Annotated in this window: 27 protein-coding genes; 15 read left to right on the top strand and 12 right to left on the bottom strand. The window is 73.5% G+C overall.

Annotated features, from left to right (window positions below; translation table 11 throughout):
* Positions 1–4: 4 nt before the first annotated feature.
* The gene (locus ACIQR3_RS05305) at positions 5–1,372 is read right to left on the bottom strand and encodes an extracellular solute-binding protein (RefSeq protein ID WP_403534392.1); all 1,368 of its coding nucleotides are present in this window, start codon (positions 1,370–1,372) and stop codon (positions 5–7) included.
* Positions 1,373–1,644: 272 nt separating this feature from the next.
* Here ACIQR3_RS05305 and ACIQR3_RS05300 point away from each other — a divergent pair, with 272 nt between their 5' ends.
* The 4 genes from ACIQR3_RS05300 (at position 1,645) to ACIQR3_RS05285 (ending at position 5,647) form a co-directional block, all read left to right on the top strand.
* On the top strand, positions 1,645–2,742 hold the full coding sequence (locus tag ACIQR3_RS05300; RefSeq protein WP_403534389.1) for a LacI family DNA-binding transcriptional regulator: 1,098 nt from the start codon (positions 1,645–1,647) through the stop codon (positions 2,740–2,742).
* Between the two features lie 63 nt (positions 2,743–2,805).
* Positions 2,806–3,339 (top strand): cell envelope biogenesis protein OmpA, encoded by a 534-nt coding sequence (locus tag ACIQR3_RS05295; RefSeq protein ID WP_403534386.1) that lies wholly within the window; start codon positions 2,806–2,808, stop codon positions 3,337–3,339.
* An 86-nt stretch (positions 3,340–3,425) separates the two neighbouring features.
* Positions 3,426–5,324 carry a molecular chaperone HtpG gene (gene htpG, locus ACIQR3_RS05290; protein ID WP_403534383.1) on the top strand — a complete coding sequence of 633 codons (1,899 nt, stop codon included), beginning with the start codon at positions 3,426–3,428 and terminating at the stop codon, positions 5,322–5,324.
* A gap of 80 nt (positions 5,325–5,404) precedes the next feature.
* Complete coding sequence (locus ACIQR3_RS05285) at positions 5,405–5,647, top strand: hypothetical protein (protein WP_403534381.1); 243 nt, start codon at positions 5,405–5,407, stop codon at positions 5,645–5,647.
* Positions 5,648–5,663: 16 nt separating this feature from the next.
* Here ACIQR3_RS05285 and ACIQR3_RS05280 read toward each other — a convergent pair whose 3' ends face one another.
* Both ACIQR3_RS05280 and ACIQR3_RS05275 read right to left on the bottom strand, forming a co-directional pair.
* Positions 5,664–5,927: a hypothetical protein gene (locus ACIQR3_RS05280; RefSeq protein ID WP_403534379.1), complete on the bottom strand. Its 264-nt coding sequence runs from the start codon at positions 5,925–5,927 to the stop codon at positions 5,664–5,666.
* Between the two features lie 120 nt (positions 5,928–6,047).
* Positions 6,048–6,509, bottom strand: coding sequence for a MarR family winged helix-turn-helix transcriptional regulator (locus tag ACIQR3_RS05275; RefSeq protein WP_403534376.1), 462 nt, complete (start codon positions 6,507–6,509; stop codon positions 6,048–6,050).
* Positions 6,510–6,601: 92 nt separating this feature from the next.
* Here ACIQR3_RS05275 and ACIQR3_RS05270 point away from each other — a divergent pair, with 92 nt between their 5' ends.
* Both ACIQR3_RS05270 and ACIQR3_RS05265 read left to right on the top strand, forming a co-directional pair.
* Complete coding sequence (locus ACIQR3_RS05270) at positions 6,602–6,976, top strand: VOC family protein (RefSeq protein ID WP_403534373.1); 375 nt, start codon at positions 6,602–6,604, stop codon at positions 6,974–6,976.
* A gap of 405 nt (positions 6,977–7,381) precedes the next feature.
* Positions 7,382–8,284, top strand: a complete 903-nt coding sequence (locus ACIQR3_RS05265; protein ID WP_403534371.1) for an alpha/beta fold hydrolase — start codon at positions 7,382–7,384, stop codon at positions 8,282–8,284.
* 54 nt (positions 8,285–8,338) lie between these two features.
* On the opposite strand, the gene ACIQR3_RS05260 is transcribed toward ACIQR3_RS05265, so the two are convergent.
* The 5 genes from ACIQR3_RS05260 to ACIQR3_RS05240 all read right to left on the bottom strand — a co-directional run bounded on the left by ACIQR3_RS05260 (position 8,339) and on the right by ACIQR3_RS05240 (position 11,306).
* Positions 8,339–8,587, bottom strand: coding sequence for a hypothetical protein (locus tag ACIQR3_RS05260; RefSeq protein WP_403534368.1), 249 nt, complete (start codon positions 8,585–8,587; stop codon positions 8,339–8,341).
* A gap of 18 nt (positions 8,588–8,605) precedes the next feature.
* Complete coding sequence (locus tag ACIQR3_RS05255; RefSeq protein ID WP_403534366.1) at positions 8,606–9,073, bottom strand: hypothetical protein; 468 nt, start codon at positions 9,071–9,073, stop codon at positions 8,606–8,608.
* A gap of 37 nt (positions 9,074–9,110) precedes the next feature.
* A complete protein-coding gene (locus ACIQR3_RS05250) occupies positions 9,111–9,251 on the bottom strand; it encodes a hypothetical protein (protein ID WP_403534365.1) in 141 nt (46 codons plus the stop codon).
* Between the two features lie 181 nt (positions 9,252–9,432).
* Positions 9,433–10,335, bottom strand: coding sequence for a serine hydrolase (locus ACIQR3_RS05245; RefSeq protein WP_403534362.1), 903 nt, complete (start codon positions 10,333–10,335; stop codon positions 9,433–9,435).
* Complete coding sequence (locus ACIQR3_RS05240; RefSeq protein WP_403534359.1) at positions 10,332–11,306, bottom strand: LysR family transcriptional regulator; 975 nt, start codon at positions 11,304–11,306, stop codon at positions 10,332–10,334. Before ACIQR3_RS05240 ends, ACIQR3_RS05245 begins: the two co-directional genes overlap by 4 nt.
* Positions 11,307–11,390: 84 nt before the next feature.
* Here ACIQR3_RS05240 and bla point away from each other — a divergent pair, with 84 nt between their 5' ends.
* Positions 11,391–12,320 (top strand): class A beta-lactamase, encoded by a 930-nt coding sequence (gene bla / locus ACIQR3_RS05235; protein WP_403534356.1) that lies wholly within the window; start codon positions 11,391–11,393, stop codon positions 12,318–12,320.
* Between the two features lie 25 nt (positions 12,321–12,345).
* Here the strand turns inward: bla and ACIQR3_RS05230 are convergent, their stop codons facing one another.
* Positions 12,346–12,957: a TetR/AcrR family transcriptional regulator C-terminal domain-containing protein gene (locus tag ACIQR3_RS05230; protein ID WP_403534353.1), complete on the bottom strand. Its 612-nt coding sequence runs from the start codon at positions 12,955–12,957 to the stop codon at positions 12,346–12,348.
* Positions 12,958–13,038: 81 nt separating this feature from the next.
* Between ACIQR3_RS05230 and ACIQR3_RS05225 the strand changes: the two genes are divergently transcribed.
* The 7 genes from ACIQR3_RS05225 (at position 13,039) to ACIQR3_RS05195 (ending at position 21,864) form a co-directional block, all read left to right on the top strand.
* Positions 13,039–14,505: an FAD-dependent monooxygenase gene (locus ACIQR3_RS05225; protein WP_403534351.1), complete on the top strand. Its 1,467-nt coding sequence runs from the start codon at positions 13,039–13,041 to the stop codon at positions 14,503–14,505.
* Positions 14,506–14,559: 54 nt separating this feature from the next.
* On the top strand, positions 14,560–15,504 hold the full coding sequence (locus tag ACIQR3_RS05220) for an RNA polymerase sigma-70 factor (RefSeq protein ID WP_403534348.1): 945 nt from the start codon (positions 14,560–14,562) through the stop codon (positions 15,502–15,504).
* 142 nt (positions 15,505–15,646) lie between these two features.
* Positions 15,647–16,846, top strand: a complete 1,200-nt coding sequence (locus tag ACIQR3_RS05215) for an NAD(P)/FAD-dependent oxidoreductase (protein WP_403534345.1) — start codon at positions 15,647–15,649, stop codon at positions 16,844–16,846.
* A 148-nt stretch (positions 16,847–16,994) separates the two neighbouring features.
* Entirely contained in the window at positions 16,995–17,339 is a 345-nt protein-coding gene (locus ACIQR3_RS05210; RefSeq protein WP_403534342.1) for a DUF2218 domain-containing protein, read from the top strand.
* A gap of 24 nt (positions 17,340–17,363) precedes the next feature.
* Positions 17,364–18,209 (top strand): alpha/beta fold hydrolase, encoded by an 846-nt coding sequence (locus ACIQR3_RS05205; RefSeq protein WP_403534340.1) that lies wholly within the window; start codon positions 17,364–17,366, stop codon positions 18,207–18,209.
* Positions 18,210–18,290: 81 nt separating this feature from the next.
* Positions 18,291–19,805: a coagulation factor 5/8 type domain-containing protein gene (locus ACIQR3_RS05200; RefSeq protein WP_403534338.1), complete on the top strand. Its 1,515-nt coding sequence runs from the start codon at positions 18,291–18,293 to the stop codon at positions 19,803–19,805.
* A 268-nt stretch (positions 19,806–20,073) separates the two neighbouring features.
* Complete coding sequence (locus ACIQR3_RS05195) at positions 20,074–21,864, top strand: FAD-binding dehydrogenase (protein WP_403535424.1); 1,791 nt, start codon at positions 20,074–20,076, stop codon at positions 21,862–21,864.
* Between the two features lie 24 nt (positions 21,865–21,888).
* Here ACIQR3_RS05195 and ACIQR3_RS05190 read toward each other — a convergent pair whose 3' ends face one another.
* Positions 21,889–22,743 carry a hypothetical protein gene (locus ACIQR3_RS05190; protein WP_403534335.1) on the bottom strand — a complete coding sequence of 285 codons (855 nt, stop codon included), beginning with the start codon at positions 22,741–22,743 and terminating at the stop codon, positions 21,889–21,891.
* 161 nt (positions 22,744–22,904) lie between these two features.
* Here ACIQR3_RS05190 and ACIQR3_RS05185 point away from each other — a divergent pair, with 161 nt between their 5' ends.
* Complete coding sequence (locus tag ACIQR3_RS05185; protein WP_403534333.1) at positions 22,905–24,026, top strand: lipid II:glycine glycyltransferase FemX; 1,122 nt, start codon at positions 22,905–22,907, stop codon at positions 24,024–24,026.
* Between the two features lie 53 nt (positions 24,027–24,079).
* On the opposite strand, the gene ACIQR3_RS05180 is transcribed toward ACIQR3_RS05185, so the two are convergent.
* Positions 24,080–24,769, bottom strand: coding sequence for a GntR family transcriptional regulator (locus ACIQR3_RS05180; protein WP_403534330.1), 690 nt, complete (start codon positions 24,767–24,769; stop codon positions 24,080–24,082).
* Between the two features lie 127 nt (positions 24,770–24,896).
* Positions 24,897–26,054: an ROK family protein gene (locus tag ACIQR3_RS05175; protein ID WP_403534327.1), complete on the bottom strand. Its 1,158-nt coding sequence runs from the start codon at positions 26,052–26,054 to the stop codon at positions 24,897–24,899.
* Positions 26,055–26,067 lie beyond the last annotated feature (13 nt).

Here is a 26,067-nt window from a genome sequence, read left to right as displayed (position 1 = left end):
CCGGTCAGGCCACCGGGTCGGGCTGCTTCAGCAGCGTGTCGGCCTCGCGGACCATCTGCCGCACCGCCTTCTCGGCGGTGGTGTCGCCCAGCAGCGCCGACTGGAGCGGCTGGCACATCCGGATCTGGAAGTTCGAGGCGGCCCCGGCGAACCAGTTCGGCGGATCGAGCACCGCCACCTGCCCGGCGTCCGCGTACGAGGACTGCGGCCTCAGGGCGGCGTACTCCGGCTCGGCGAGGACGGGCTGGTACGCCGGGATGTGACCGGCGCTCGCCCAGGTCAGGCTCTGCTTGATGATCGACGCGACGTACCGGTGGGCCTCGCGCCGCCGGGCCGGGTCGGGGTCGTCCTGGTGCGGAAGGACGAAGCTGTGGCTGTCGGTGTACACGGCGGGCCGGTCGAAGACCTGCGGGAAGGGCGCGGCGCCGAGCGGGAAGCCGGACTTCTTCAGCGTCGGCAGCTCCCACTCGCCGAGCATGGCCATGCCGCCGCGGCGGCCGGTGAACATGGTGAGGCCCGCGTAGTAGTCCAGGTCGTTGGGGTTGGTCCGGCCGTCGAACAGCTGCTGCAGGAACGACACGACCCGGATCGCGGCGTCGACGTCGATCTGCGGCGGGCCGCCGTCCGGGAGGGTGAACTCGGCTCCGGTCTGGGCGTAGAGGCCCGCGAACAGCCGCCAGTTCTGCGCGGTGTCGTTGACGTGGCCGAACACGACGCCGGCCTGGCCGGTCGCCTCGGCGAGCGCCTTGCCGGCGTCCAGCATCGCCTCCGGGGACCCCATGGGCGCCAGTTCGCCCGAGGAGTCGAGCAGTCCCGCCTTGTCGGCGGCGTCCTTGTCGTAGAAGACGATGAACGGGTGGATGTCCAGCGGGATCGCGTAGACGGTGCCGTCGTGCCGGGTCCGGCTCCACACCGCCTGGGTGAAGTCCCGCTCCGTCACCCCGAACTCGGCGAGCACGTCCAGGTCGAAGGGGTCGAGCAGGCCGCCGGGCGCGTAGCCGGCCAGCCGGGACAGGTGCAGGACGGCCACGTCGGAGGCCCGTCCGCCGGCCGCCGACATGGCCAGCTTCGTGTAGTACGACGGACCCCAGTCGAGGATCGTCCGGTCGACGTCGAAGCCCCGCGAACCGCCCGACACGGCCTTGATCATGTCGTCCATCAGCAGGCCGTCGCCGCCCTGGAACAGGTCCCAGACGCTCAGTGCGGAGGCGCCGGAGGCCGAGGCGGGGGAGGCGCAGCCGGCCAGCGAGCCCGTGGCGAGCAGCGCGCCCGCCCCGGCCAGGCCGGTGCCCAGCAGACGGCGGCGGGTCAGGCCGCGGGCCGGATCGGACGCCGCCGCGGGCGGCGCGGGGACAGGGGATCGCGCAGTCATCATTGACCTTTCGACGGCCGGACACGCGTGCCGCAGCGGCGGGGGACCACGGGGCGCGTGGCCCCCGCCGGGTCCGGCAGGCGGGGCGCGCACCGGCTGACGCGGTGCGGTGGCACGTTTTTACATCGATGTACATTGGCTGTAAAGAGTCCGCGACGGATGGCCGGAGGCGGGGGACACCGCGGCGGGGGAGAGGGGGCGGGGGACCGCCCCGCCGGTCCTCGGCCTGCCGCGATCTACACTCGGGGCCGACGAGGGACGGGGAGGTTGCGGTGGTACGGCCCAGGATCAAGGACGTCGCCCGGCACGCCGGGGTGTCCGAGAAGACGGTGTCCAACGTGATCAACGACTACGTCCATGTCTCGGAGCGCACCCGGCGGGTGGTCCAGGAGGCCATCGACCAGCTCGGCTACAAGGTCAACCTGGCCGGCCGCCACCTGCGCAAGGGCCGCACCGGCATCATCGCCCTGGTCGTCCCCGAACTCGACGTCCCCTACTTCGCCGAACTCGCCCGGCACGTCATCCGCGAGGCCGAGCAGCGCGCCCTGACGGTCCTCATCCACCAGACCGGCGCCGACCGCGACCACGAACTGGCGGCGCTGGCCGGATTCGGCTCCACCTTCGTCGACGGGGTCATCCTCAGCCCGCTCGCGCTGACCGCCGACGATCTGCGCGACCGGGCCGGCGCCCCGCCGACCGTGCTGCTCGGCGAGCTGCTGGAGGAGGGCGCGGACCATGTGGCCATCGACAACGAGCGGGCCGCGCGGGAGGCGACCGAGCACCTCATCGGCCTGGGGCGCCGGGTGATCTGGGCCGTCGGCGGCCGGGACGACGCGGGCCTGGGCACCGCGGAAGCCCGCACCCGCGGCTACCGCGCGGCCCTCGCCGCGGCGGGCCTCGCCTTCGACCCGGCCGCGCTGCTGCCCGTGCCCTCCTTCCGGATGCCCGACGGAGCCGACGCCGTGGCCCGGGCGCTCGGCGCGGGGAACCGGCCCGACGCCCTGCTCTGCCTCAACGACCAGCTGGCGCTGGGCGCGCTGCGCACCCTGTACGAGTTCGGGCTGCGGGTGCCCGAGGACGTCGCCGTCATCGGCTTCGACGACGTGGAGGGCGGACGGTTCAGCACACCGACGCTGAGCACCGTCGCCCCCGACAAGGCGGCGGTGGCCCGGATCGCCGTCGAACTGCTGCTGCGCCGGATGGACGAGGCCGCGGACCCGGCCCCGGCGGACGCCGCCGCGGCCGGCGTCCGGTCGCCCCAGGACCTGGTCGTGGCCCACCGGCTCGTGCTCCGGGAGAGCACCGAGGGGGCCGTGCGGCGCACGCCGCGCGATCAACAGAACATGAGGGACGGAAAGTTGGGTAAATGAGATCAACATCTGATTGGATTGGGCAGGTGATCTTGCGTTCCTGTCCGTGAAAGGCGCTCGCTGATGTCTTCCGTCCTCGCCCAGGCCCCGACCGTCGTCCCGTCCGCCTCGCGCGCGGCGACGGACCATACCGGTGCGCCCGTGCGCGGTGGCAGGACGGCAGGCCGTTCCCCGGCCAGGCACCAGGGCGCCCTGCGGGTCGCCACGCCCAGTTACCGGCCCGACGCCCCGTACCCCGCCGTGCCGTTCGAGGCGGACGGCGCCGGCGTGCTCCGCGTCATCGCCGACCCCCGCACCCCGGTCTTCGTCACCGTGCACGCCGGCGGGCGCCGCCGCTACGGCTACTGGCAGCCGTACGACTCCCGGACCAAGCGGGGCGGCTGCTACGTCGCCCTGCCGAGCGCGGTCTGCGAGGAGCTGTACGCCGGGGGCCGTATCGCGCTCGACGGGCCGCTGGTGGACCCCGGCAAGACCACGTACCGCGTCCGCCCCGCCGGCGCCCCGGCGCCGCCCTCCCGCGTCCCGGCCGCGCCGGTGCGGACGCCGGTCCCGCCGGTCTCCCCGGCGCGCGCGGTGCCCCGGCCGCTGGCCGCCTGAGGTGCCCGGTACGTACGGTGTGACCGGCTGCTTTACAGTGTCTCCGTCAGTTCTCGGAGCAGTGACCTGTGAGGTGCCCAGCAACCATGCCGGCCGCAACGTTTGAGTTCCAGGTAGAAGCCCGTCAGCTGTTGCAGCTGATGATCCACTCGGTCTACTCGAACAAGGACGTCTTCCTGCGCGAGCTCGTCTCCAACGCCTCCGACGCGCTGGACAAACTGCGCCTGGAGGCGCTGCGCGACGACACGCTCGACGCCGATGTGTCCGACCTGCACATCGAGATCGAGACCGACAAGGAGGCCCGTACCCTCACGGTGCGGGACAACGGCATCGGGATGTCGTACGACGAAGTCGGACAGCTCATCGGCACGATCGCCAACTCGGGGACCGCCAAGTTCCTCCAGGAACTGCGGGAGGCCAAGGACGAGACCAACGCCGAGGGGCTGATCGGCCAGTTCGGCGTGGGTTTCTACTCCGGGTTCATGGTCGCCGACGAGATGACCCTGGTGACCCGGCGGGCCGGCGAGACGCAGGGCACCCGCTGGTCGTCGCGCGGCGAGGGCACGTACACCCTGGACACGGTCGAGGACGCGCCGCAGGGCACCTCGGTCACCCTGCACCTGAAGCCGGCCGACTCCGAGGACGCGCTGCACGACTACACCTCCGCCTGGAAGATCCGCGAGATCGTCAAGCGGTACTCGGACTTCATCACCTGGCCGGTCCGGATGGTGCCGGAAGCCGGCGAGGACGGTGCGACGCCGGAGCCCGAGACGCTGAACTCCATGAAGGCCCTGTGGGCCCGCTCGCGGGACGAGGTGTCCGACGAGGAGTACCACGAGCTCTACAAGCACCTCAGCCACGACTGGCGCGAACCGCTGGAGACGATCCGCCTCCAGGCCGAGGGCACCTTCGAGTACCAGGCCCTGCTGTTCCTCCCCTCCCACGCCCCGCACGACCTGTTCACCCAGAACTACCGGCGCGGGGTACAGCTCTACGTCAAGCGCGTCTTCATCATGGACGACTGCGAGGCGCTGCTGCCGCCCTACCTCCGCTTCGTCAAGGGCGTCGTGGACGCGGCCGACCTGTCGCTCAACGTCTCCCGCGAGATCCTCCAGCAGGACCGGCACATCCAGCTGATGCAGCGCCGGCTGACGAAGAAGGTCCTGTCCTCGGTCAAGGAGCTGATGACCGGCTCCCCGGACAAGTACGCCACCTTCTGGCGGGAGTTCGGGGCGGTCCTGAAGGAGGGGCTGGTCACCGACTCCGACAACCGGGACGCCATCCTCGCCGTCGCCTCCTTCGCCACCACCGGCTCCGAGGACGAGCCGACCACGCTGAAGAGCTACCTGGAGCGGATGAAGGACGGCCAGGACGCCATCTACTACATGACCGGCGAGTCCCGGCAGGCCATCGAGAACTCCCCGCACATGGAGGCGTTCCGGGACCGCGGCATCGAGGTGCTGCTGCTCACCGACCCCGTCGACGAGGTGTGGGCCGACGCGGTGGGGGAGTACGAGGGCAAGCCGCTGAAGTCCGTCGCCAAGGGCGACATCGACCTCGGCGCGGACGGCGACGGCAAGTCCGAGGAGGAGCGCGAGAAGCAGACCGCCGACTACGCGGACCTGCTCGGCTGGCTGAAGGAGCAGCTCGGCGCGGAGGTCAAGGACGTGCGGCTGTCGTCCCGGCTCACCGTCTCCCCGGCCTGCGTCGTCTCCGACGCGCACGAGATGACCCCCGCCCTCGAGCAGATGTACCGGGCGATGGGCCAGGAGGTGCCGGAGACCAAGCGCATCCTGGAGCTCAACCCCGACCACCCGGTGGTCAAGGGCCTGAACGAGGCGTACACCGAGCGTGAGGACCGTACCTCCCTCGTGGAGACCGCCGAACTGCTGCACGGCCTGGCGGTGCTCGCCGAGGGCGGCCAGCCGAAGGAACCCGCGCGCTTCGTCAAGCTGATGACGGACCGTCTGGAACGCACGCTGTAGTACGCACGTTGCAGCAGGAGGATCGGGGGTACCGGGAGGACGACGGTGACGGGACGGCCGGAAGGGTGACGATGGGTTCGGTGGCTCAGTTGCGGCAGCTCAGGGCCGTGTACACGGGCGGGGTGGCCGCCTGGTCCTTCTGCCTGCTGTTCGGCGTGGTCACGGGCGACGGGTCGGCGCGGCAGACGGTCCTGCTGCTGGCCCTGCTGGCCGCCTTCCTGGTCCTGCTGCTGTGGTCCACCTGGTGCCTGTGGGAGGCCGGGGCGCACCGCCCGGCGGACCGGGCCCGGGGCGCCGGGGGCGGGTACGCCGACCGGCCGTAGCGCACGGCCGGCCGGGTCAGCGGACGTGGTCGCGCAGATACTCGGTGAGGGCGGTGCCCGGCCGGAAGGCCGCGGTGCCGTCCTCGCTGTGGAAGCCGCCGAAGCTGCCCAGGGACACCGTCTCACCGCGGCGCAGGGCCTGGGCGATGGCGCCGGGCCGCTCCACGGTGCCGAAGACGGCGTCGAAGACCCTGCCGACCTCCTCCGGCGCCAGCGGCCGTTCGCCGCCGTGCCCGGCGGTCGCCTCGGAGGCCGCTGCGACCAGACGCGCCTTGTCCATGAGCCGTACCCGTCCGTTCCGTAGCTTTTCCGTAGCCGTGGAGCACCACGGCGGGACCACCGTGGCCGGCACTCCCCCCAGCATCCGGGCAGACCGCCCCGGGCGCACGTCGGACCCGGCTCACTCGCCCAGTGCCGCCGCCATGGTGTCGAGGTCGGCCAGGAGAGCCGCGAGGCGTTGGCCGGGGATGGCTTCGATCATGCGTTCCTCGATGGCGTAGACGGCGCCGCGGGCCGCGTGCAGGCGCTGCCGCCCGGCCGGGGTGAGGTGGACGGGCAGGGCCCGGCCGTGCTCGGCGCCGGCCGCCCGGGTGATGAGACCCGCGTCCATGAGGCCGCGCAGGACCACGTTGGCCGACTGCCGGGTGACGAAGGTGCCGCGGGCCAGGTCGGCGTTGGACAGGCCCGGCTGTTCGTCGAGGAGTTCCAGGCAGGAGTACTGCGGCACGGTGAGGTCGTGCTCGCGCAGGGCCCGGTCCATGGCGCCGCGCAGGGCGGCGGCGGCGCGCTTGAGGCGGTACCCCACGTGTTCGGTGACGTCCTTGGCCGGATGGGGCGAGGGTACGGGTGCGTGGTCTTCCATGTCAGCATTTTGACATGCGGGAGGAGCGGTGCCTACAGTCGGTGATGTCAAAGTCCTGACATCAATCTCTCTCTTGTTCCCGTGGAGGAACCATGCCGGCCACCGCCGCCGAAGGTCCCGATTTCGTCGCCCTCCAGGTGAGGGACGTGCCCGCCGCGGCCGCGTTCTTCGAGGAGCGCCTCGGCCTGCGCCGGGCCCCCGCCTCGCCGCCCGGCGCGGTCGTCTTCGCCACCAGCCCGATCGCGTTCGCCGTCCGCGAGCCGCTGCCGGGCGTCGACCTCACCGGTGACGCGCGCCCCGGCCTGGGTGTCGCGCTGTGGCTGCGCACCCCGGACGCCGCCGCGGTGCGCGACCGGCTCCTGGCGGCGGACACGCCGGACGTCGGCCCTCTCCAGGACAGCCCGTTCGGCCCGATGTTCTCCTTCACCGGCCCGGAGGGCTACCGGCTCACCGTGCACGGCGGCTGACCGCGGGCGCCGCCGCCCTCACGCGTTCTTGGCCGGCTCCGCCGTGCGGCAGGGGCGGACGCGTGAGGGGAGGGCCGGCATCACCGCCCACCCGGCCGGCCCGCGGGGTCCTGCGGGTCTCCTGCGAGTCCGTCGGCGCGGTCATCGGCGTGACGCAGCCCGGCGCCTGCGCGCGAGCGCCGGCGCACCGGTCGCCAGCGCGGCGTTCCCGGAGGTCAGTGATCGCCCGTCTCGGGCGCGACCAGCGCGCCCATGGCGTCACGCCAGGTCCGGACCCGGCCCGGTACGTCCTCCCGGGAGAGGTTCGCGCCCTGCTTCCCGCGCGGCAGGGCCCGTCGCAGTGACCGAGACGGGCCCGGCTCGTTGACCGCCGGTAAAGCGTGACGACCAGGTGCGGGAGCAGACGTGGAGTTCATCCATCACAGTGTCTTCGAAGGGTTCCGTTTCGGCTGCCGGGTGGTGGAGCAGCCGGCAGCCGAAACGGAACCGGTCGTGGTCCTGGGCGGGGCCTATCAGACCATGCATTCCAACCGGCGTTCCGAGCGGCCGTGGGCGCGGGCGGCGACCCTGGTTAACGTGGAACTGCCGGGACTGGGCACCGCGGACGACCTGCCGGCCGAGTACGGCTTCGACTTCATGGGCGACGCGCTGGGACACCTCCTGGACGAACTCGCCCTGGAACGGGTCAACATCATCGCCGTGTCCTACGGCACCGCCATCGCCTACCGCTACGCCCACCGCAACGCCGAACGGGTGGCCCGGCTGGCCCTGGTGGGGGCGACGCCCTCGTTGCCGGGGGACGCGCGGGCCACGGTGGAGGCGATGAGCCGGCTGCTGCGGACCGGCGACATGGCCGAGTTCGCGCGGCGCGCGGTCGACCTGCTGGTGTGCCGGCGCCCGGAGTGCCTGGCCGCGCATCCGCACAGCGCGGCCGAGGTGCTGCGCCGGGTCCTGGAGGCCGCCGACCCGCACGACGTGGAGCGCTACGCCGCCGCCAACGACCGCCTGCTGCGGCACCCCTTCGACCACCCGGAAGGCATCCGGGGAGTGCGGGCGCTGTGCGTGAGCGGGGAGCACGACCGGCTGTGCCCGCCGCAGCGCGCCCGTGCGGTCGCACAGAGCATCCCCGGCGCGGTGTTCACCACGATGAAGGGCAGCGGACACGTCGTCCACCTGGAGCGGCCCAAGGACTTCAGCGATGTGCTGGCGCGTTTCCTGACCGACCGGGAACTGGCGGGGCATCCCAGTCTGACCACGCTGGAGCACGTACCGGCGGCGGACGGGGGGAAGACGCCCGTACGGGTGTGACGGCGGCGGGCGGGCCCTCGACGTGGCCCGTGCGGCGCGGCCCGCGCCCCCGCTTCACCGGCCCGCGAGAGGCGGAGACCTGAGGAGCCGGAGCGCCGCACAGCAGCCGAGGAACGCGGCGCGGCAGGACCGCAGTCCGAGGGAGGCGAAGGGGACGAGGCTCGTGGTGCCGTCGGTGAAGACGCAGTCGACGTGCGGAGGCAGCAGGCCGCGGTCGGTGGCCGCGACCTCACCGGACGGTGCCGAGTGCGGAGGGGCCACCTGCCACCGGAAGCACGCGTGGTGCAGATCCGTGGCCGACATCCCCTTGAGCGGCGACACTTATGCGACCCACAGGACGGCGGCCACCGCGGGCGCCAGCACCAGTCCCGCTCTGGCCCGGCGCGGCGCGCGGGACGGCAGGGCGGTCGCCCAGGCGACCGTCCCCGCCACCAGGAGCGCCGCGCCCCACCACATCAGCCAGGTGCCGGCGGCCGTGGGACGGCTCGGTCCGTACACCGACGAGTCCGACCAGCAGCACGACAGGTCAGGGGGGAACACGTCGGCACGGGCCTGCCGCAGCGGGTAGTCGTCGTCGAGGGTCCGCGGCCCGCAGATCTCCGCGGGCCGCGTCAGCGCGAACCCGTAGGCGAGCGTGTGGGCGTACCCGAGCGCGACCAGGCACGCGCCCGGCACCCACCAGCTCAGATGCCGTGGCGGACGCCGGCGGCGTTTCCACAGCGCGCGACCGGCCACCCCGGCGGACAGCCACACCAGCAGCACCAGCCAGAGCGGAAGCCACGCGAACACCTGCCGCCTCCTTGGTCGCGCCATGAGACGGAAAAGGTCACGTCCGTGGTTCCGGCAGCCGCCGCGGTGAGCGGCGCCGGGGCGTCCAGGCGCGCATCCCGAACAGGAAACGGGTCACCCGGGTGCGGCGGACCAGCAGTTCGTGGGCGGCGACCGTGAGCGGCAGGGCGATCGCCACGAGGACGGCGTACTCGACCGGGATCGGGGCGGACCGAGGTCGTCGGCTACGCAGCCCTCGAAGGGGACATGTTCGAACACCACATGACGCTGCGCTGGACCGCGTCACCCGACCCGGCGCCCTGAGGCGGTCACCGGCCGGCCGGGCCGGGCGTCCGGTCGTCCGGGGAAGGGTACTGCCGTCATCCGCCGCGCAGGTGGTCGTGGAGGGTGCGTGCCACCCGGGCCATCAGCGCCTCGGCGGCCGGCTGGAGCACGGCCGGGACCGTGGACTCGGTCAGCGCGACCACGGCGAGCGTGTCGCCGTCGTCGTGCTCGACCACGCCCGCCTCGTGCCGGAGGTTCAGCAGGGTGCCGGTCTTGGACGACCACGTCGAGGCGTCGGAGGAGAAGTCGGGCGCCAGCCGGTGCCGGATGATGTTCTGGCCCATCAGGGAGCGCACCCGGCCGGCCACCTCGGCCGGGATGCGCGAAGGCGTCCACAGTGCCTGGAGCAGGTCGGCGAAGGCCCGCGCGGAACCGGAGTTGGCCCGGCTCACGTCGAGTTGCGGGACCGGATGCCCGCCGCCGGCCGTCCGGGACCCGATCGCCAGCGAGTGGGCGAGGTGCGCGTCATCGGGCCCGAGCCGCTCGGCGATGGTCTTCGCCAGGTCGCGCATGCGGTGCCGTACCGCGAGACCGGTGACGCCCGCCTCCCGTACGGTCCGGTGCACCTCGGCGGGCGGTACCAGGTCGAACAGGGCGTCCGCGGCGGCGTTGTCGCTGACGGACGTGGACAGGTAGAGCAGGTCGTCCACGGCCACCCGCGCGGGGTGCCGGAACCGGCTGAGTCCGGTCGGCCCCGGGGAGGTGACCTGCCCGGGGGCCACCTCCACCGTCGTGGCGCCGTCGAGCGCCCCGCGGTGGACCCGTTCCAGCACGGCGACGGCGAGGGCCACCTTCACCAGGGACGCGACGGGGAACTCCCGGTCCGCGTCGACGCCGATCTCCTCGCCCGTCGACAGGTCCCGGACCAGGAAGGAGCCCGACAGACCCGCGTCGGCGAGCATCCCCCGCGCCTGCCTGACCACGCGTTCGGTACTCAACCGCCGTCCTCCTCCGCGCCGTTCCGCCGCACGCCGTCCTCTGCCGCGCCGTCCGCCGGCGCGCCGTTCCCTTCCACGCCGCCCGCCGTCCCGCCGTCTGCCGTCGCGCCGAGCGCCCGTGCCACCTGCGCCCCCAGACCCTCGCGCACCCGTTCCGCGTCGTCGCCCGTCAGCGCCGCGACCCCGTACCCGCGCACGACGGCCTCGCCCGCGAGCGGACGCCACCGCAGCCCCAGTTCCGCCGCCTGTGGCTGGGGGCAGAGCAGGAGGTCGTCCGTACGCAGCGTCTCCGACACCGCCTCGACCAGGGACGCGGCGACGGTGATCTGGGCCGGGACGAGCGCGGCCCGGTGGCCGAGCTGCTCCAGCCGGTCCCGGATGTGCGGCACGTCGTCCTCCGGCTGGATCCGCAGCCGTCGGAACCCGTGCTGCGCCCGTCCGGGCCGCAGGGTCTCCAGCCGCAGCGGCTTGACCGGCGCGTCGCCACCGGCCCGGGACGCGACACCGAGCGGCACGGTCCAGTCGGCCTCGTCCCGGGGCAGCGCGAGGAGCGCGGCGCGCACGTCGTGGGAGCGCAGCAGCTCCGCGCGTTCCGCAGGCCCCGCGGGGCGCAGGTCCAGGACGGTGCCCTGGTCCCGGGCGGCCGCGTCGAGCAGTGCCAGCCGCCGCACCGGGCAGGTTTGGGGCACCGCGAGACCGAACGGCCGCAGCCTGGCCCGCTCGGCGTCGTACTCCATCGCCTCCGCGAGCCGCACCAGCCGCTTCGCGGACGGCAGCATGTCCCGCCCGAACACGGTCAGCGTGGCGCGCCGCGTCGTGCGGTCGAAGAGCCGCTCCCCGAAGTGCCGTTCCAGCGCCGCGATCCGCCGGCTGGCCACGGACTGCGGCACCCGGGCCGCCGCGGCACCGAGCGTGAAGCTGCCGCGCTCACTGACGTGCACGAACACGCGACAGGCACTGACGAGATCCACGGCACCCGAGCCTATGCCACAAACGCATGGGAACCCTCATTTCTGTCTTTGCCCGCATGACCGGGCCGCTGACAGGCTCCTCACATGCCTACTCCGAAGAACCGGGCGGCGCTGTTCGCGGTGCCCTTCCTGCTCGTACCGGACCTGCTGACCGGCTGCGCCGACGCCACCGGCGTCCAGGCGGCCTCCACCCCCTCCGCTTCCGCTTCTGCCTCCGCTTCCGCCCACCCGGCGGCGACCCGCGCGCTCGCCGAGGTCGAGAAGCGGTACGACGACGCCCGGCTGGGCGTGTACGCACTGGACACCGGCACGGGCCGCACCGTGACGTACCGGGCGGACGAGCGGTTCGCGCACTGCTCGACGTTCAAGGCCCTGGCCGCCGGAGTCCTGCTGAAGCGCGCCACCGACGACCAGCTCGACCGGGTGGTCTCCTACGACTCCTCCGACCTGCTGGAGTACGCGCCGGTCACCTCCGAGCACGTGGACACCGGGATGAGGGTGAGCGCCCTCGTCGACGCCATGCTGCGCTACAGCGACAACACGGCCGCCAACCTGATCCTGGAGGAACTCGGCGGCCCCGGGAAGGTCGAGGCGGCGCTGCGCGGCCTGGGCGACACCACGACCAGCCTCGACCGCGTCGAACCGGAGCTGAACGAGGCGACGCCCGGCGACGTCCGGGACACCAGCACCCCGCGCGCCCTCGCCACCGACCTGCGCCGGCTGCTGCTGGAGGACCATCTCCCCGAGGCCCGGCGGAAGATGCTCGGGGACTGGATGGCGCGGAACACGACCGGCGACCCCTACATCCGGGCCGGTGTCCCCTCCGGCTGGAAGGTCCAGGACAAGACCGGCGCCGGCGGCTACGGCACCCGCAACGACATCGCCGTCGTCCGCCCGCCGGACGGCGCCCCGATCGTCGTCGCCGTCCTGTCCGACCGCGGGGCGAAGGACGCCGCCTCCGACGACGCGCTGATCGCGGACGCGACGAAGGCGGCCGTCGCCGCGCTGCGCTGAGCGCCGTCGTCCGCTCCGGTCCGGTTCAGCGCCGCGCGAGGATCGCGGTGAGGCCGAACTCGAAGCGCTCCTCGAAGGAGCCCGGGCTGAGGTGGTCGCCCACCCGGTGCAGGGCCGGGTGGGTGGCCTCGGTGACCGCGTCCCGCAGCCGGTCGCCCAGGGACTGGCGCCGGGCGGCCTGTTCCTCCTGGGTGAGACCGAGGGTGAAGTACATGACCGTCCAGGTGGTCCAGGCGGCCCGGCGCTCGTCCAGGCCGTCCTCCAGGAGCGCGGCGACGAACGTCTCGGCGAACCGCAGGGTGTGGGGTTCGGCGGCGTAGGTGCCGACGACGAGCGCCGCGCCGTCGCGGTGGCCGAGCAGGGCGCGGCGGTAGCGGCGGGCCAGCTCTCGGGCGCGCGGGTCCGGCGCGTCCGGCAGGCCGTCCAGCGGGATCTCCCCGACGACCGCGTCCGCCATCAGTTCCAGCATCCGGGCCTTGGTCTTCACGTGCCACAGCACGGTGTTCATCCGGACGCCGAGCCGGTGGGCGACCGCCCGGGTGGAGAGCGCGTCCAGGCCCTTCTCGTCCAGCAGCTCCAGCGCGGCGCGGATCACGGTGCCGGGTTCGAGCCGCTCGGCCGTTTGCTTATTGGTCATTGACCTAGTTTACTGCGGACACAGCGCATTGGTCAGTGACCAAGAAGTCCTGGCCGGAACACGACCCGGAAAGGCCCAGTCATGCAGGCACACCACGTCGTCATCGCCGGAGGCGGCCCCGTCGGACTCTGGCTCGCCGCCGAACTGCGGCTGGGCGGGGTCCCCGTCACCGTCGTCGAGCAGCGCACGGAGGTCGACGGGCGCTCCAAGGCGCTCACCATCCACCCGCGCACCATCGAGGTCCTGGCCGCACGCGGGGCCCACCGGCCGTTCCTCGCCGAGGGACTGACGATCCCCACCGGCCACTTCGCGATGCTCGACGACCGGCTCGACTTCCGGGAGCTGGACACCCCGTTCCCGTACACCCTCGCCCTGCCGCAGGCCCGCACCGAGGAACTGCTCCAGGAGCACGCGCTCCGGCTGGGAGCGGTGATCCGGCGCGGGCACCGCGTCACCGCCTTCACCGAGCGCGCGGAGTCGGTGACCGTCCAGGTGACGGGGCCGGAGGGCGCGTACGAGATCGAGGCGGCGTACGTCGTCGGCTGCGACGGCACCCGCAGCACCGTGCGCACCGCCGCCGGCATCGACTTCCCCGGCACGCCCTCCACCGTCCTCGGCTGGCTCGGTGACGTCGCCCTCGACAACCCGCCCCGGCCCGGCTTCAGTTCCCTGAACACCCGCGGCGGGGTGATGGTCGCGCCGCTGCCCGGCGGACGGTTCCGCGTCGTCGGGGTCAGTCCCGACAGCCTCACCACCGAGTGGCCCGGCGACCTCACCTTCGACGAACTGCGGCAGAAGGTCACCGCCGTCACCGGCGACGACTTCGGCATGCGCGACCCGTCCTGGCTCTCCCGCTTCGGCAACGCCACCCGGCTGGCCGCCGCGTACCGGCGGGGCCGGGTCCTGCTGGCCGGCGACGCCGCCCACCAGCACTTCCCCGCCGGGGGAGTCGGCATGAACGTCGGCATCCAGGACGCGCACAACCTCGGCTGGAAGCTGGCCGCGACGCTGAACGGCTGGGCCCCGGACGGCCTGCTGGACAGCTACCACGCCGAACGGTGGCCGGTGGGCGCCCAGTTGGCGGAACACAGCCGCGCCCAGACCTCCCTCATGGCCACCTTCACTCCCGAGGCCCTCGATCTGCGCTCCCTGCTCAGCGGCATGATCGCCGACCAGCCGGCGTTCGCCCGCGCACTCGCCGAACGGCTCACCGCGCTCGCCGTGCGCTACCCCGCCGCCGACCCCGCGGCCCACCCGCTCACCGGAACCCGCGCCCCCGACCTGGCCCTCACCGGCACGGACACCGGCCTGTCCGGCCTGCTGCGGCCCGACGCGTACCTGCTGCTCGACCTCACGGCCGACGGCGCGCTCGGCGGCCTCACGCGGCCGGGGCTCGCCGTCCGCACCGGAACGCTCCACCAGCCCCCCGCCCCCTGGGCCGACGTGCGCGCCGCCCTGATCCGCCCCGACGGGCATGTCGCCTGGGCCGGCACCGGCCAGGACGACGCGGTCCCGGCCGTGGACACCTTCGTCCCTGATCGCCGGTGACGGGACGCCGCCACCGCGCAGCGCGCGGAACCCCTCCCGGCTAGGATCCGGGGCATGCCGCTCACCGCGCAGGACGTGGACCGGTTCGAGGCCGCCAGGCCCCGTATGGAGGCCATCGCCTACCGCCTCCTCGGCTCCGCGAGCGATGCCGAGGACGTCGTGCAGGAGACCTTCCTGCGCTGGCAGCACGCCGACGTCGAGCGCATCGAGGTTCCCGAGGCCTGGCTGACCAAGGTGCTCACCAACCTGTGCCTCAACCAGCTCACGTCGGCCCGCGCGCGGCGCGAGACCTACGTGGGGCAGTGGCTGCCGGAGCCGCTGCTCGCCCCGGACCCGATGCTCGGCCCGGCCGACACCGCCGAGCGGCGCGAGTCGGTCTCGTACGCGGTCCTCACCCTCATGGAGCGGCTGTCCCCCAAGGAACGGGCCGTGTACGTGCTGCGGGAGGCCTTCGGCTACTCCCACCGGGAGATCGCCGCGCTCCTCGACGTCACCGAGGCGGCCGGGCAGCAGCTCTTCCACCGCGCCAAGAAGCACCTCGCCGAGGGCAGGGCCCGCGGCGAGGTCGACGAGGCCGCCGCGCGGCGGGTGGTCGAGGAGTTCCTGGCGGCCGCCACCAGCGGGCGGACCGAGACGCTCGTGGAACTGCTCACCGCCGACGCCGTCGCGATCGGTGACGGCGGCGGCAAGGTGCCGGCCCGGACCAAGCCGTTCGAAGGCGCCCTCGCGGTCGCGAAGTTCCTGCGGGGCCTGTTCAAGCCCGCCCGCTCCAAGCGTGCCCTGGTCGGCGGCTCGCCGGCCATCCACCTCACGAGCGCCAACGGCGGCCCCGCGGTCGTGGCGGTCCTCGACGGCCGGGTCGTCGGCGTCATGTGCCCGGAGGTCACCGCCGACGGCATCGCCGCGTTCCGCAGCCAGGCCAACCCCGACAAACTCCGGCGCGCGACCGAGGTCTGGGCGGCCACCGAGCACGGGGAGCCCCTCTTCCACGCCTTCTGAACACTTCGGAACACATCAGGCCGGACACTCGTGATGTGAGGTGCTTCACATCGCGTTCCTGTCAGGAAAGGGCCGGCCGCCCGGTTCAAGGGGCGGAAGCACGCACGACACGTGCGGGACCCGCGCAGACAGGAGCAGGACCATGCAGCACCGCATCATCGTCCTCGGCGCCGGCTACGCCGGAACCGTCGCGGCCGGCCGCCTCGCCAAGCGGCTGCACCGCGACGACGTGAGCATCACCCTCGTCAACGCCGAGCCCGACTTCGTCGAACGCGTGCGGATGCACCAGCTCGCGGCCGGCCAGGATCTCAGGCCCCGGCCGTTGCGCGAGATGTTCGCCGGCACCGGCGTGCGGCTGCGGATCGCCCGGGTCACCCGGGTCGACGTCGACCGCCGGACCGTCACCGTCGTGGACCCGGACGGCGGCACCGGGGAACTGGCCTACGACACCCTCGTCCACGCCCTCGGCAGCGGCCGGCACGACCAGGGCGTCCCCGGCGCCGCCGAGCACGCCTTCGAGGTCGCGAGCCGGCCCGGGGCCCTCCGGCTGCGCGAGCGGCTGGCCGGCCTGGCCGCCGGGCGGCCCGTGGTCGTCGTCGGCGGCGGCCTCACCAGTCTGGAGGCGGCGACCGAGATCGCCGAGGCCCGCCCGGACCTCGCCGTCGCCCTGGTGACCCGCGGCGCCCTCGGTGACCGGTTCTCCGACAAGGGCCGCCGGCACCTGTGGAAGGCCGTCACCCGGCTCGGCGTCACCGTGCACGAGCACACCGCCGTCACCGCCGTCGAGGCCGACCGCGTCGTCACCGCGGAGGGTACGGCCGTACCGGCCGCGGTCACCGTGTGGACCACCGGCTTCGCGGCCCACCCGATCGCGCGGGCCACCGCCCTGGAGGTCACCGGCACGGGCCAGATCGTGGTCGACCGGACCATGCGCTCGGTCTCCCACCCCGACGTGTACGCCGTCGGCGACGCGGCCTGGGCGATGGGCCCCGGCGACAAGCCGCTGCGGATGTCGTGCGCCTCGGGCGGCCCCACCGCGTGGCAGGCCGCCGACGCCATCGCGGCCCGCCTGACCGGCGGGAAGCTCCCGGATCTGACGATCCGCTACTTCAACCAGTGCGTCTCCCTGGGCCGCGGTGACGGCCTGATCCAGTACGTCACCGCCGACGACCGGTCCGTCGGCGCGGCCCTGACCGGCCGGCTCGCCGCCCGCTACAAGGAACTGGTCTGCAAGGGCGCGGCCTGGGGCGTCGCCCACCCGACGCTCGGCCTGCCGGTGCGCCGCCGCCGCGTCGTGCGGAACCCGGACCGCACGGAGCCGGCCGTCGAGGCGGCGGCCTGACGCGCGGCGCCCTGTCAGGTGCGGACAGGGCGCACGCTCAGCTTGCGCCGGGCGAGGCATGGGGCGGGCCGGGGCCTGGTAGTCAGGAGCGGTCGGCGCGTGCCGCCGCCGACGCACCGCCCGCCGACCGTCTCCCAGGGAGTCGCCCGTGCCCCGCTCACAGGCCCGTGTCGTCACCGACCGCCCGCACCGCTATGCGAAACAGCTCGCCGCCCACCTCGGCAGGCGGGCCCGCACCGACTGGGACGAGGAGGCCGCCGAGGGCCGCCTCGTCTTCCAGGACGGGACCGGGACCCTCACCGCCACCGACGGGGCCCTGCTGCTGACCGTGGAGGCGCCGGACGACCGGCTGGCCCGGCTGGAGGACGTCGTCGGCCGTCACCTGGTGCGCTTCGGCGCCCGGGACGAACTGGTGGTGGTCTGGCACCGGGACACGGGCGAGCCCGGCACCGTCCAGCGCGGCACCGGTGACCCCGGCACCTCCGGCGCCTGACGGGACCCTGGCTACCATGCCGTCATGGAAGCAGAACACGAGCCGCCGCGACTGCCCGGCGCCACCCGGTACGCCGGGACACGGTACGGACGGATCGCCTACACGGACACCGACCCGTCAGGTTCCGCCGCCGCGCCGCCGCTGCTGTTCGTGCACGGCAACTCGTCCTCCCGGAAGGTCTTCCACGCCCAGCTCGCCGACGACTTCGGCGGGCGGCGGCTGCTGGCCCTCGACCTGCCGGGCCACGGGGAGTCGGACGACGCGACGGACCCCGGGGCGGCGTACACGCAGCGCGGTTACGCCGCCGCGATCGTCGAGTTCCTCGGCACGCTGGGCATCGACCGGGCCGTGGTCGTCGGCTGGTCGCTCGGCGGGCACATCGGCCTGGAGCTCATCCCCCTCTTCCCCGGCCTCGCGGGGCTCGTCGTCACCGGCACCCCGCCCGTCAACCGGGACACCCTCATGGAGGGCTTCCGGCCGGGCCTGGCGTACGCCGGCGCCGAGGACCTCACGCCCGCCCAGGCGGCCGAGTTCGCCGGGCAGATCGCGTTCTCCCCGCCCCCCGCCTGGGTCGTCGACGACGTGGTACGGACCGACGGGCGGGCCCGGCGCCTCATGTTCGAGTCGTTCAGCGCCGGCCGGGACTCGGACCAGAAGGCGCTCGTCGAGAAGTCCCCGGTACCGCTCGCGATCATCGACGGACGCGACGACCCGTTCGTCGACCACGGCTACGTGGCGTCCCTCCCGTACGCCGCGCTGTGGCGCGGAACGCCGACGGTACTGGAGGGCCGGCGCCACGCGGCGTTCCTGGAGGACCCCGTGCGGTACGACGACCTGCTCCGCGCCTTCCTGCGCGACCACGGCCTCTGACCCACCGTCAACTCCGTTGTCGGGCCCCTGTGGAAGAGTGCTCCGCGCCAACTCGTCCAACGACTGAAGCGGAGCACCTCCATGCGGGACCGGACCGACGCGCGACCGACCGGACGCACCGGGAATTCCCCCGGCGCCCCCGTCCTCGTCTACGACACCGAGGTGCGGGCCGGTGACCGGTGGTGGCACCGGGGCCCCCGGCTGACGGTCCGGCTGGACCGGGGCGAGCCCGGCGGACTGACCGAGCTGGCCTGGCGGTCCGCGAGCGGAGCCGAGGCCGTGATCGTGTTCGACGACGCGATGACGGCCTTCCGCGGACAGCGGCGCACCGCCGACGGCGTGACACGGGAGTACCGCGGAACCGAGTGCGGACGCCGCGCGGGCAAGGGGGAGATACCCGTCGCCCCGTCGCACGTCTTCGTCACCGAGGAGGACCGGATCGACGACGGCATCGACGACCGCATCGGCGACGGGATCGACGACGGGATCGACGACGGGGACGACGACGGGGACGGGGGCGCCGCCCGGCCGTGGGTCGGGCGGCTGCGCCTGGTCCTGGACGACGGCCAGGGCCCCGTGGAACGGGTCACCTGGCGTACGGGTCACGGCACCTTCGGGACCGTGACCCTGAGCCCCGCGCCCGCCCGGAACACCGTACCGGTGGCGGTCAGCGCGGTCGTGGCCAGCGACGAGCACCGCGACGCCGGCGAAGTCGCCGCGAACCTCCTCGGCCCCGGACCCGGCAAGTGGCTGACGCCCGAGGACACCGCGACCCTCGACTTCGCCCTGCCCGCCCCGGCCGCCGTCACCGCCTACCGGCTCACCTCCGCCAACGACTACCGGGACCGCGACCCCCGCGACTGGCGGCTGCGCGGATCGGCCGACGGCATCACCTGGTACACCCTCGACTCACGCGTGGACCAGGCGTTCCCCCGGCGCGACCAGAGCCGTGAGTACACCGTGGCCAACTCCACGGCCTACCCCCTGTACCGGCTCGACATCGACCGCAACTGGGGGCGGGCGCCCGAGACACAGCTGAACCGGGTGGAACTCCTCACCGACGCCGACCCCGGCCTGGTCGGCACCCCCGTCCCCGTCTCCCGGATCGAGGCCAGCGGCGAGCACGCGGGCGCCGGTGAGGTCGCGGCCAACCTGCTCCGCGCCGGCGCCGGCAAATGGCTCGTCTTCTCCGGGACGGCCCGGCTGGAATTCGTGCTGCCCGCCCCGGCCACCGTCACGGACTACGCGCTGACCTCGGCCGACGACCACTGCTCGCGGGACCCGAAGGACTGGCGGCTGGAGGGCTCCGACGACGGCCGTACCTGGGTGACCCTGGACCGCCGGACCGGTGAGATGTTCCCCGAACGCTTCCTGGTACGCGAGTTCACCGTGACCGACGCGGCGCCGTACGCCCGCTACCGGCTGCACATCACCGCCAACGCGGAGGGCGTGGGCGAGATCCAGCTCAACAGGGTGCAGTTGCTAAGGAAGGACAGTCACCCGACCCCCGCCTACGGGCAGTTCTCCGGTGTTCTCCGGCACGGCCACGGTCCCGCCGTCGGCTACCGGGGGAGCGCCGTCCGGCCCCTGGGCTGACCCCTCGCCGGGCAGCGGAACGCGCAGCCCCGACGTCCCGCCCCGGCCGCTACGGCGTCGTAGCGGCCGGGGCGGCAGCGGGTTCCCGTCGGCCACGTCAGGAGCCTCCTCCTCCTCCGCCGCCGTCCTCCTCGTCGAAAGTCTTGCGCACCCCACGCCGCGTGCTTACTTTCGAGTAACTCCGCACCACTGTCGTCGTGTTGTTGTCGTGGCCGCATCACATCGCAGGCGGCCTCTCGCCTACCGAAGGGGTACGACCGTGGAAGAGATCCAGCACCGCACCCCGCTCACCCGTCGCCACGCACTGCAGGTGGCGGGCGGTGTGGTGGCCGCCGGTACGGTCATGGGGGCGTCCCGTGCCGCCGCCGCGCCGCTGTCCGCGTCCGCCGCCGCCGCGGACGTCATCGTCGTAGGAGGCGGCCTGGCCGGTCTCGTCGCCACCTCCGAACTGGCCGCGGCGGGCCGCAAGGTGCTCCTGCTCGACCAGGAACCGGAGGCGAGCCTGGGCGGTCAGGCGTACTGGTCGTTCGGCGGTCTGTTCCTGATCGACTCCTTCGAGCAACGGCTGTGCGGCATCAAGGACTCCCTCGAACTGGCCCGGCAGGACTGGTTCGGCACGGCGGGCTTCGACCGAGGCGTGGACGACAGACTCGGCGAGGACTACTGGGCCCGCAGATGGGCCGACGCGTACCTGGAGTTCGCCGCGGGGGAGAAGCGCTCCTGGCTGGCGGGGATGGGCATGACCTGGGTCCCGGTCGTGGGCTGGGCGGAACGCGGCGGCCAGCTCGCCACCGGGCCCGGCAACTCCGTGCCCCGCTTCCACGTGACCCTCGGCACCGGACCGGCGGTGATGGAACCGTTCGAGAAGCGGGTGCGCGCCGCCGCCCAGAAGGGCCTGGTCACCTTCAAGTTCCGGCACCAGGTGGACGAACTGCTCACCACCGGCGGCGTGGTGAACGGGGTGCGCGGGTCCGTACTGGAGGCCAGCGACGCGCCACGGGGCACGGCGAGTTCGCGCACCGTCGTCGGTTCCTTCGAACTGCGCGCGCCCCTGGTGATCGTCGCCTCGGGCGGCATCGGCGGCAACCTGGACCTGGTCCGGCAGAACTGGCCGAGCCGCCTGGGGCCCGCCCCGCGCACCATGGTCACCGGTGTCCCCGCGCACGTGGACGGCCGGATGCTGGCCATCGCCGAACGGGCCGGGGGCCGGCTGGTGAACCGGGACCGGATGTGGCACTACACCGAGGGCCTGAGGAACCACACGCCCATCTGGCCGGGCCACGGCATCCGCATCCTGCCCGCCCCCTCCTCCCTGTGGTTCGACGCCAAGGGCCGGCGCTTCCCGACGCCCGCCATCCCCGGCTACGACACCCTCGGCACCCTGAAGATGATCAAAGACACGGGGTACGACTACTCGTGGTTCGTGCTCAACCTGCGCATCATCAAGAAGGAGTTCACGCTCTCCGGTTCCGAGCAGAACCCCGAACTCACCGACAAGAACCTGGTCGCCTACCTCGCCAACCGGCTCCTCAACCAGACCCCGGCACCGGTCCAGAAGTTCCTCGACAAGGGCGAGGACTTCGTCGTCGCGGACACCCTGGAGAAACTGGTCGCGGGGATGAACGAGCTGACCGGTGAGAACCTCGTCGACGCCGCGGAACTCGGCCGGCAGATCACCGCGCGCGACCGCGAGGTGGACAACCGGTTCGGCAAGGACGTCCAGATCATGGGCATCCGCAACTCCATGGCGTACGTGGGCGACGACCTCTCCCGCACGGTCGACCTGCACAAGATCCTCGACCCCGCCGCCGGGCCCCTGATCGCGGTCCGGCTCAACCTGCTCAGCCGCAAGACCCTCGGCGGGCTCCAGACCGACCTCTCCGGCCGCGTCCTCGACGCCGACGGCGCCCCGGTCCCCGGCCTCTACGCCGCCGGCGAGGCCGCCGGTTTCGGCGGGGGCGGCGTGCACGGATACCGGTCGCTGGAGGGCACCTTCCTCGGCGGCTGCCTCTTCTCCGGACGTCAGGCCGGCCGCGCCGCCGCCGCGCAGACCGCCTGAGGGCAGCCGCCCCCCGGCCGCCGGTCAGCCCTTGCCGAACAGCTCCGGGGGAAAGGCGCCCGCCGCCCGCACCAGCCGGGTGAAGCCGCCGGCCAGTTCGGTCAGCCGCGCGGTGGCGGCCGGGCCCAGGTGGTCGTACGGGGCGGCGTCGAGGCGGTCGGTGAGCGTCTCGGCGTCGCCGCGCAGGGCGGCGCCCGCCTCGGTGACGTCCCCCGCGTCGTCCAGCAGGCCGCGCTCCCGCAACCGGTCCGCGGCGGCGGCCCACTGCGCCGCGGACCAGCCGCGGGTCTGCTTGAGCACGGCCGACGTCACCGTCTCACCGGTGGCGTTGTGCAGGACCAGGGCCTCGATCCCGGAGAGCCCGGCGACCGCCAGCGCGGCGAGGTGACCGTCGCCCCGGTGTTCGCGCAGCAGCGTCGCCGCGTGCCACAGCGCCAGATGCGGTTCCGCGGGCACCGGGAGGGCGGCGTTCGCGGCGTACAGCGGCCGTCCCTCGCGGCGGCCCGCCCCGGCGGCGCGCAGCGCCAGGCCGGCCGCCTCGGCCATCTCCTCGGACACGAGCGCCTTCTCTCCGAGCAGTCTGCGCAGCGTCCTGTCCGCGCCGCGCAGCCGCGCGGCGAGCACGGCCTCCGGTGTGGTGACCGTCCAGGCCGCGGGCATGTACCGGGCCACGTGCGCGTGGTCGAAGTTGTAGAACGTCGCCGTGACCGCACCCGCCCCGACCGCCCCGAGCGGGGCCGCGCGCCCGGCGAGGTAGGACATGGGCCCGGGCTCCAGCCCGAGCGCGGCGAGTTCGCCCCGGTACTCCGGTGCGAAGTAGACGGCTGAGTGCAGCGGACTGACGGCGTTGTGGCAGCGACGGCCGGCGGTCGCATCCATGTCCATCTCTCTCTGTCTCTCTTTTCCCAGATAATCGATTATTGCGTGTGTGATCGATCGTAGGCGTCCATAGGTGGGGAACGCAAGGGCGCGGCCGTGTGCTGCGCGGCAGCGGGGCCGCCGCTCATTAGGCTGGTGCGCCCGACAAAGGAGCGCTGCGCATGAGCTACCGCCTGAAGGTGATCACCCGTCAGGAACACCTGGCCTTCGCCGCGGCCCGGCCCTCGGTGAGCCACATGCAGGTCCCCTCGTGGGGGGACGTGAAGCCGGACTGGCGGGCGGAGAGCCTGGGGTGGTTCGACGGGGACGGCCGGCTCGTCGGGGCCGGGCTGGTGCTCCTGCGGCCGCTGCCGAAGGTGCGGCGGTACTTCGCGTACCTGCCCGAGGGGCCGGTCGTCGACTGGACCGCGCCGGACCTGGAGCAGTGGCTCACGCCGATGCTCGCCCACCTGAAGGAGCGCGGTGCCTTCTCCGTGCGGATGGGGCCGCCCGTCGTCGCCCGCCGCTGGAGCGCCGACGCGGTCAAGGCGGCGATCGCCGACCCGGCGGCCGAGCGGCTCGGGGACGTGGAGGCCACCACGCGCGAGCCCGCGGCCGACGAGATCGCCGGCCGGCTGCACCGGGCCGGCTGGCGGCGGACCGAGCCCGGCACGGAGGACGGCTTCGCCGCCGGACAGCCGCGGTACGTGTTCCAGGTCCCGTTCGCCGGCCGGTCGCTGGACGAGATCGAGCGCGGCCTGAACCAGCAGTGGCGCCGCAACATCAAGAAGGCGGAGAAGGCCGGGGTCAAGGTGGTCGAGGGCGGCTACGACGACCTGCCGGTCTTCCACGCCCTCTACACCGAGACGGCCGAACGGGACCGCTTCGTCCCCCGCCCGCTGCCCTACTTCCAGCGGATGTGGACCGCCCTGACGGCGGAGGACCCCCGCCGCATGCGCCTCTACCTCGCCCACCACGACGGCGACACACTCGCCGCCGCCACCATGCTGACCGTCGGCGAGCACGTCTGGTACTCCTACGGCGCCTCCACCGCCCGCAAGCGCGAGGTGCAGCCGAACAACGCCCTGCAGTGGCGCATGATGTCCGACGCCCATGAACAGGGGGCCGCCGTCTACGACTTCCGCGGCGTCACCGACACCCTGGAGGAGAGCAACCACCTGGTGGGACTGCTCCGCTTCAAGGCCGGCGCCGGCGGTGAGGCCGTCGAGTACCTCGGCGAGTGGGAGTACCCGCTCAACAAGGTCCTGCACAGGGCCGTCGGCCTCTACCTGTCCCGGCGCTGATACCCCCGCGGACGTTCACCGCTCACCGCCCGTACGGCGACGGACCGGCTCCCTCAGACGGGCGCGGAACCGTCCTTCAGGTCGGCCGCGGTCCGGGTCAGGTGCTGGACCAGCACCTCGGCCGCCGCGTCGGCGTCCCGGGCGAGCGCCGCCTCCTCCAGCCGGCGGTGCTCCTCGACGCCGTCCCGGCCCGGATTGCGGTGCGCCGACCAGCGGCGTGCCAGCTCGCTCGCGGTCCACATCCGGTCGAAGGTCTCCAGCAGGACGGGGTTGCCGCACCCCTCCAGCAGGGTCCGGTGGAAGACCCGGTGGGCCTCGGCCCAGGCGGCGCTGTAGTACTCGCCCTCCTCCGGCGCGTACACCGGGGTGCGGGCCAGCCGGTGGTGGGCGGCGCGTACCCGGGCCTCCCAGTCGACGTCGCCGCGCTCGACGGACATCCGCAGCATCACCGGTTCGATGGTCCGGCGGGCCTCGGCGATCTCCTGCCAGCGGCGGTCGGAGAAGGCCGGGACGGCGAAGCCGCGGTTGGGCAGCCGGTCCGCGAAGCCCTCGCCGACCAGCCGCACCAGCGCCTCGCGCACCACGGCCAGACTGACGCCCTGCTCCTTGGCGAGGTCCTGCGGCTTGAGGGCGTCGCCCGGCGCGTGGTGACCGCGCATGATGGCGTCCCGCAGGTGCGCGTGGACCTGCTCGGAGAGCATCCGCTTCCCTGGTGAGGGGGAGGTGGGGGCCGGCTGCGTCATGGGGGCAGCATAGACGACCGACGATAAAATCGATTATTCGCCCGTTGTGTCGATGCGTCGGCCTACCGGTGTGTCGTGTGTCGGCATGTCGGTGTGCCGATACGTCGATGTGCCGCCGTGCCGCGCGTCAGCGGCGCGGCGCGGTCGGGGCCGCCAGGCCGTCGCTGAGCAGGCGGCTGTCGACCTCGTCCAGGGCCAGCCGTACCGCCCCCAGGGCCACGCTCTCGTCGCCGAGGGTGGAGGCGCGCAGCTCCGGCATGCGCAGGCAGTGCTTGGTGAGTTCGCGGCGCAGCGGGTCGAGGACCACGTCGGCGGAGCGGGAGAAGCCGCCGCCGTAGACGACGACCTGCGGGTCCAGGGCGAGGACCAGTGCGGCGACCCCGACGGCCAGGTCGCGGGTGTAGCGGCGGACGGCCACCCGCGCGTCCCGGTCGCCCTCGCGGGCCGCCTGGAACACCCAGGCCGCCGCCTCGCCCGGCGCGGCCGTCGCCGGTACGCCGGGGCAGTTCTGGAGATGCTCGGGAGCCGAGAGCCAGCGCACCGCCTTGAGGGCGCCGATCTCCCCGGCGGCACCGCCGTGGCCGCGGCGCAGGGTGCCGTCGAGGATGAGGCCGGCGCCGGTGCGCAGGCCGGCCAGGAGGTAGACGATGTCGTCGGCGTCCTGGGCGACGCCGTTCCAGCGTTCGGCCACGGCGGCGAGCTTGCAGTCGTTCTCCACCTGGACCGGGCAGGAGAAGCGGGCCGCGAGGTGGGCGGCCGGGTCGGTGGTGTGCCAGCCGGGCAGCGGGGTGAACAGGGTGGTGCGGCCGGTGGCGTCGACCGGGCCGGTCACCCCGACCGTCACCGCCCAGATGTCGGCCGGGGTCATGTCCGCGCCCCGCAGCACCTCGTCGATGACACCGTCGACCGCCGCCAGGCGTGCCTCGGGCGGCGCCTCGGGGTCGGCCGGACGGCGCACCGTCCGCACGAGCCGGCCCTCCAGGTCGCTCAGCATCACGAGGATCTTGTGCACGCCGATGTCGATGCCCAGCACATGGCCGGCGGTGGCCCGGAACCGGTAGCGGCGCGCCGGACGGCCCACCACACTGCTGGCCCCCGGCTCCTCGACCTCGGCCCAGCCGTCGGCGACCAGACCCCGCACCAGCACGTCGACCGCGGGCCGGGACAGCCCGGCCCGGCCCGCCAGCTCGGTGACGGTCGACGGCGGGTTGCCGCGCAGCGCGCTCACGATGGACAGCTGGTTCATCTCGCGCATCCGGGACATGTCTGTTCCGGTCGTCGGCATGCTGGTGCTCCCT

The organism is Streptomyces sp. NPDC090994, from assembly GCF_044768905.1.
In the GTDB taxonomy this organism is placed as follows: Bacteria; Actinomycetota; Actinomycetes; order Streptomycetales; family Streptomycetaceae; genus Streptomyces.
The sequence above is the reverse complement of the archived record's forward strand: the minus strand, read 5'-3'. Positions and strand labels throughout refer to the sequence as shown.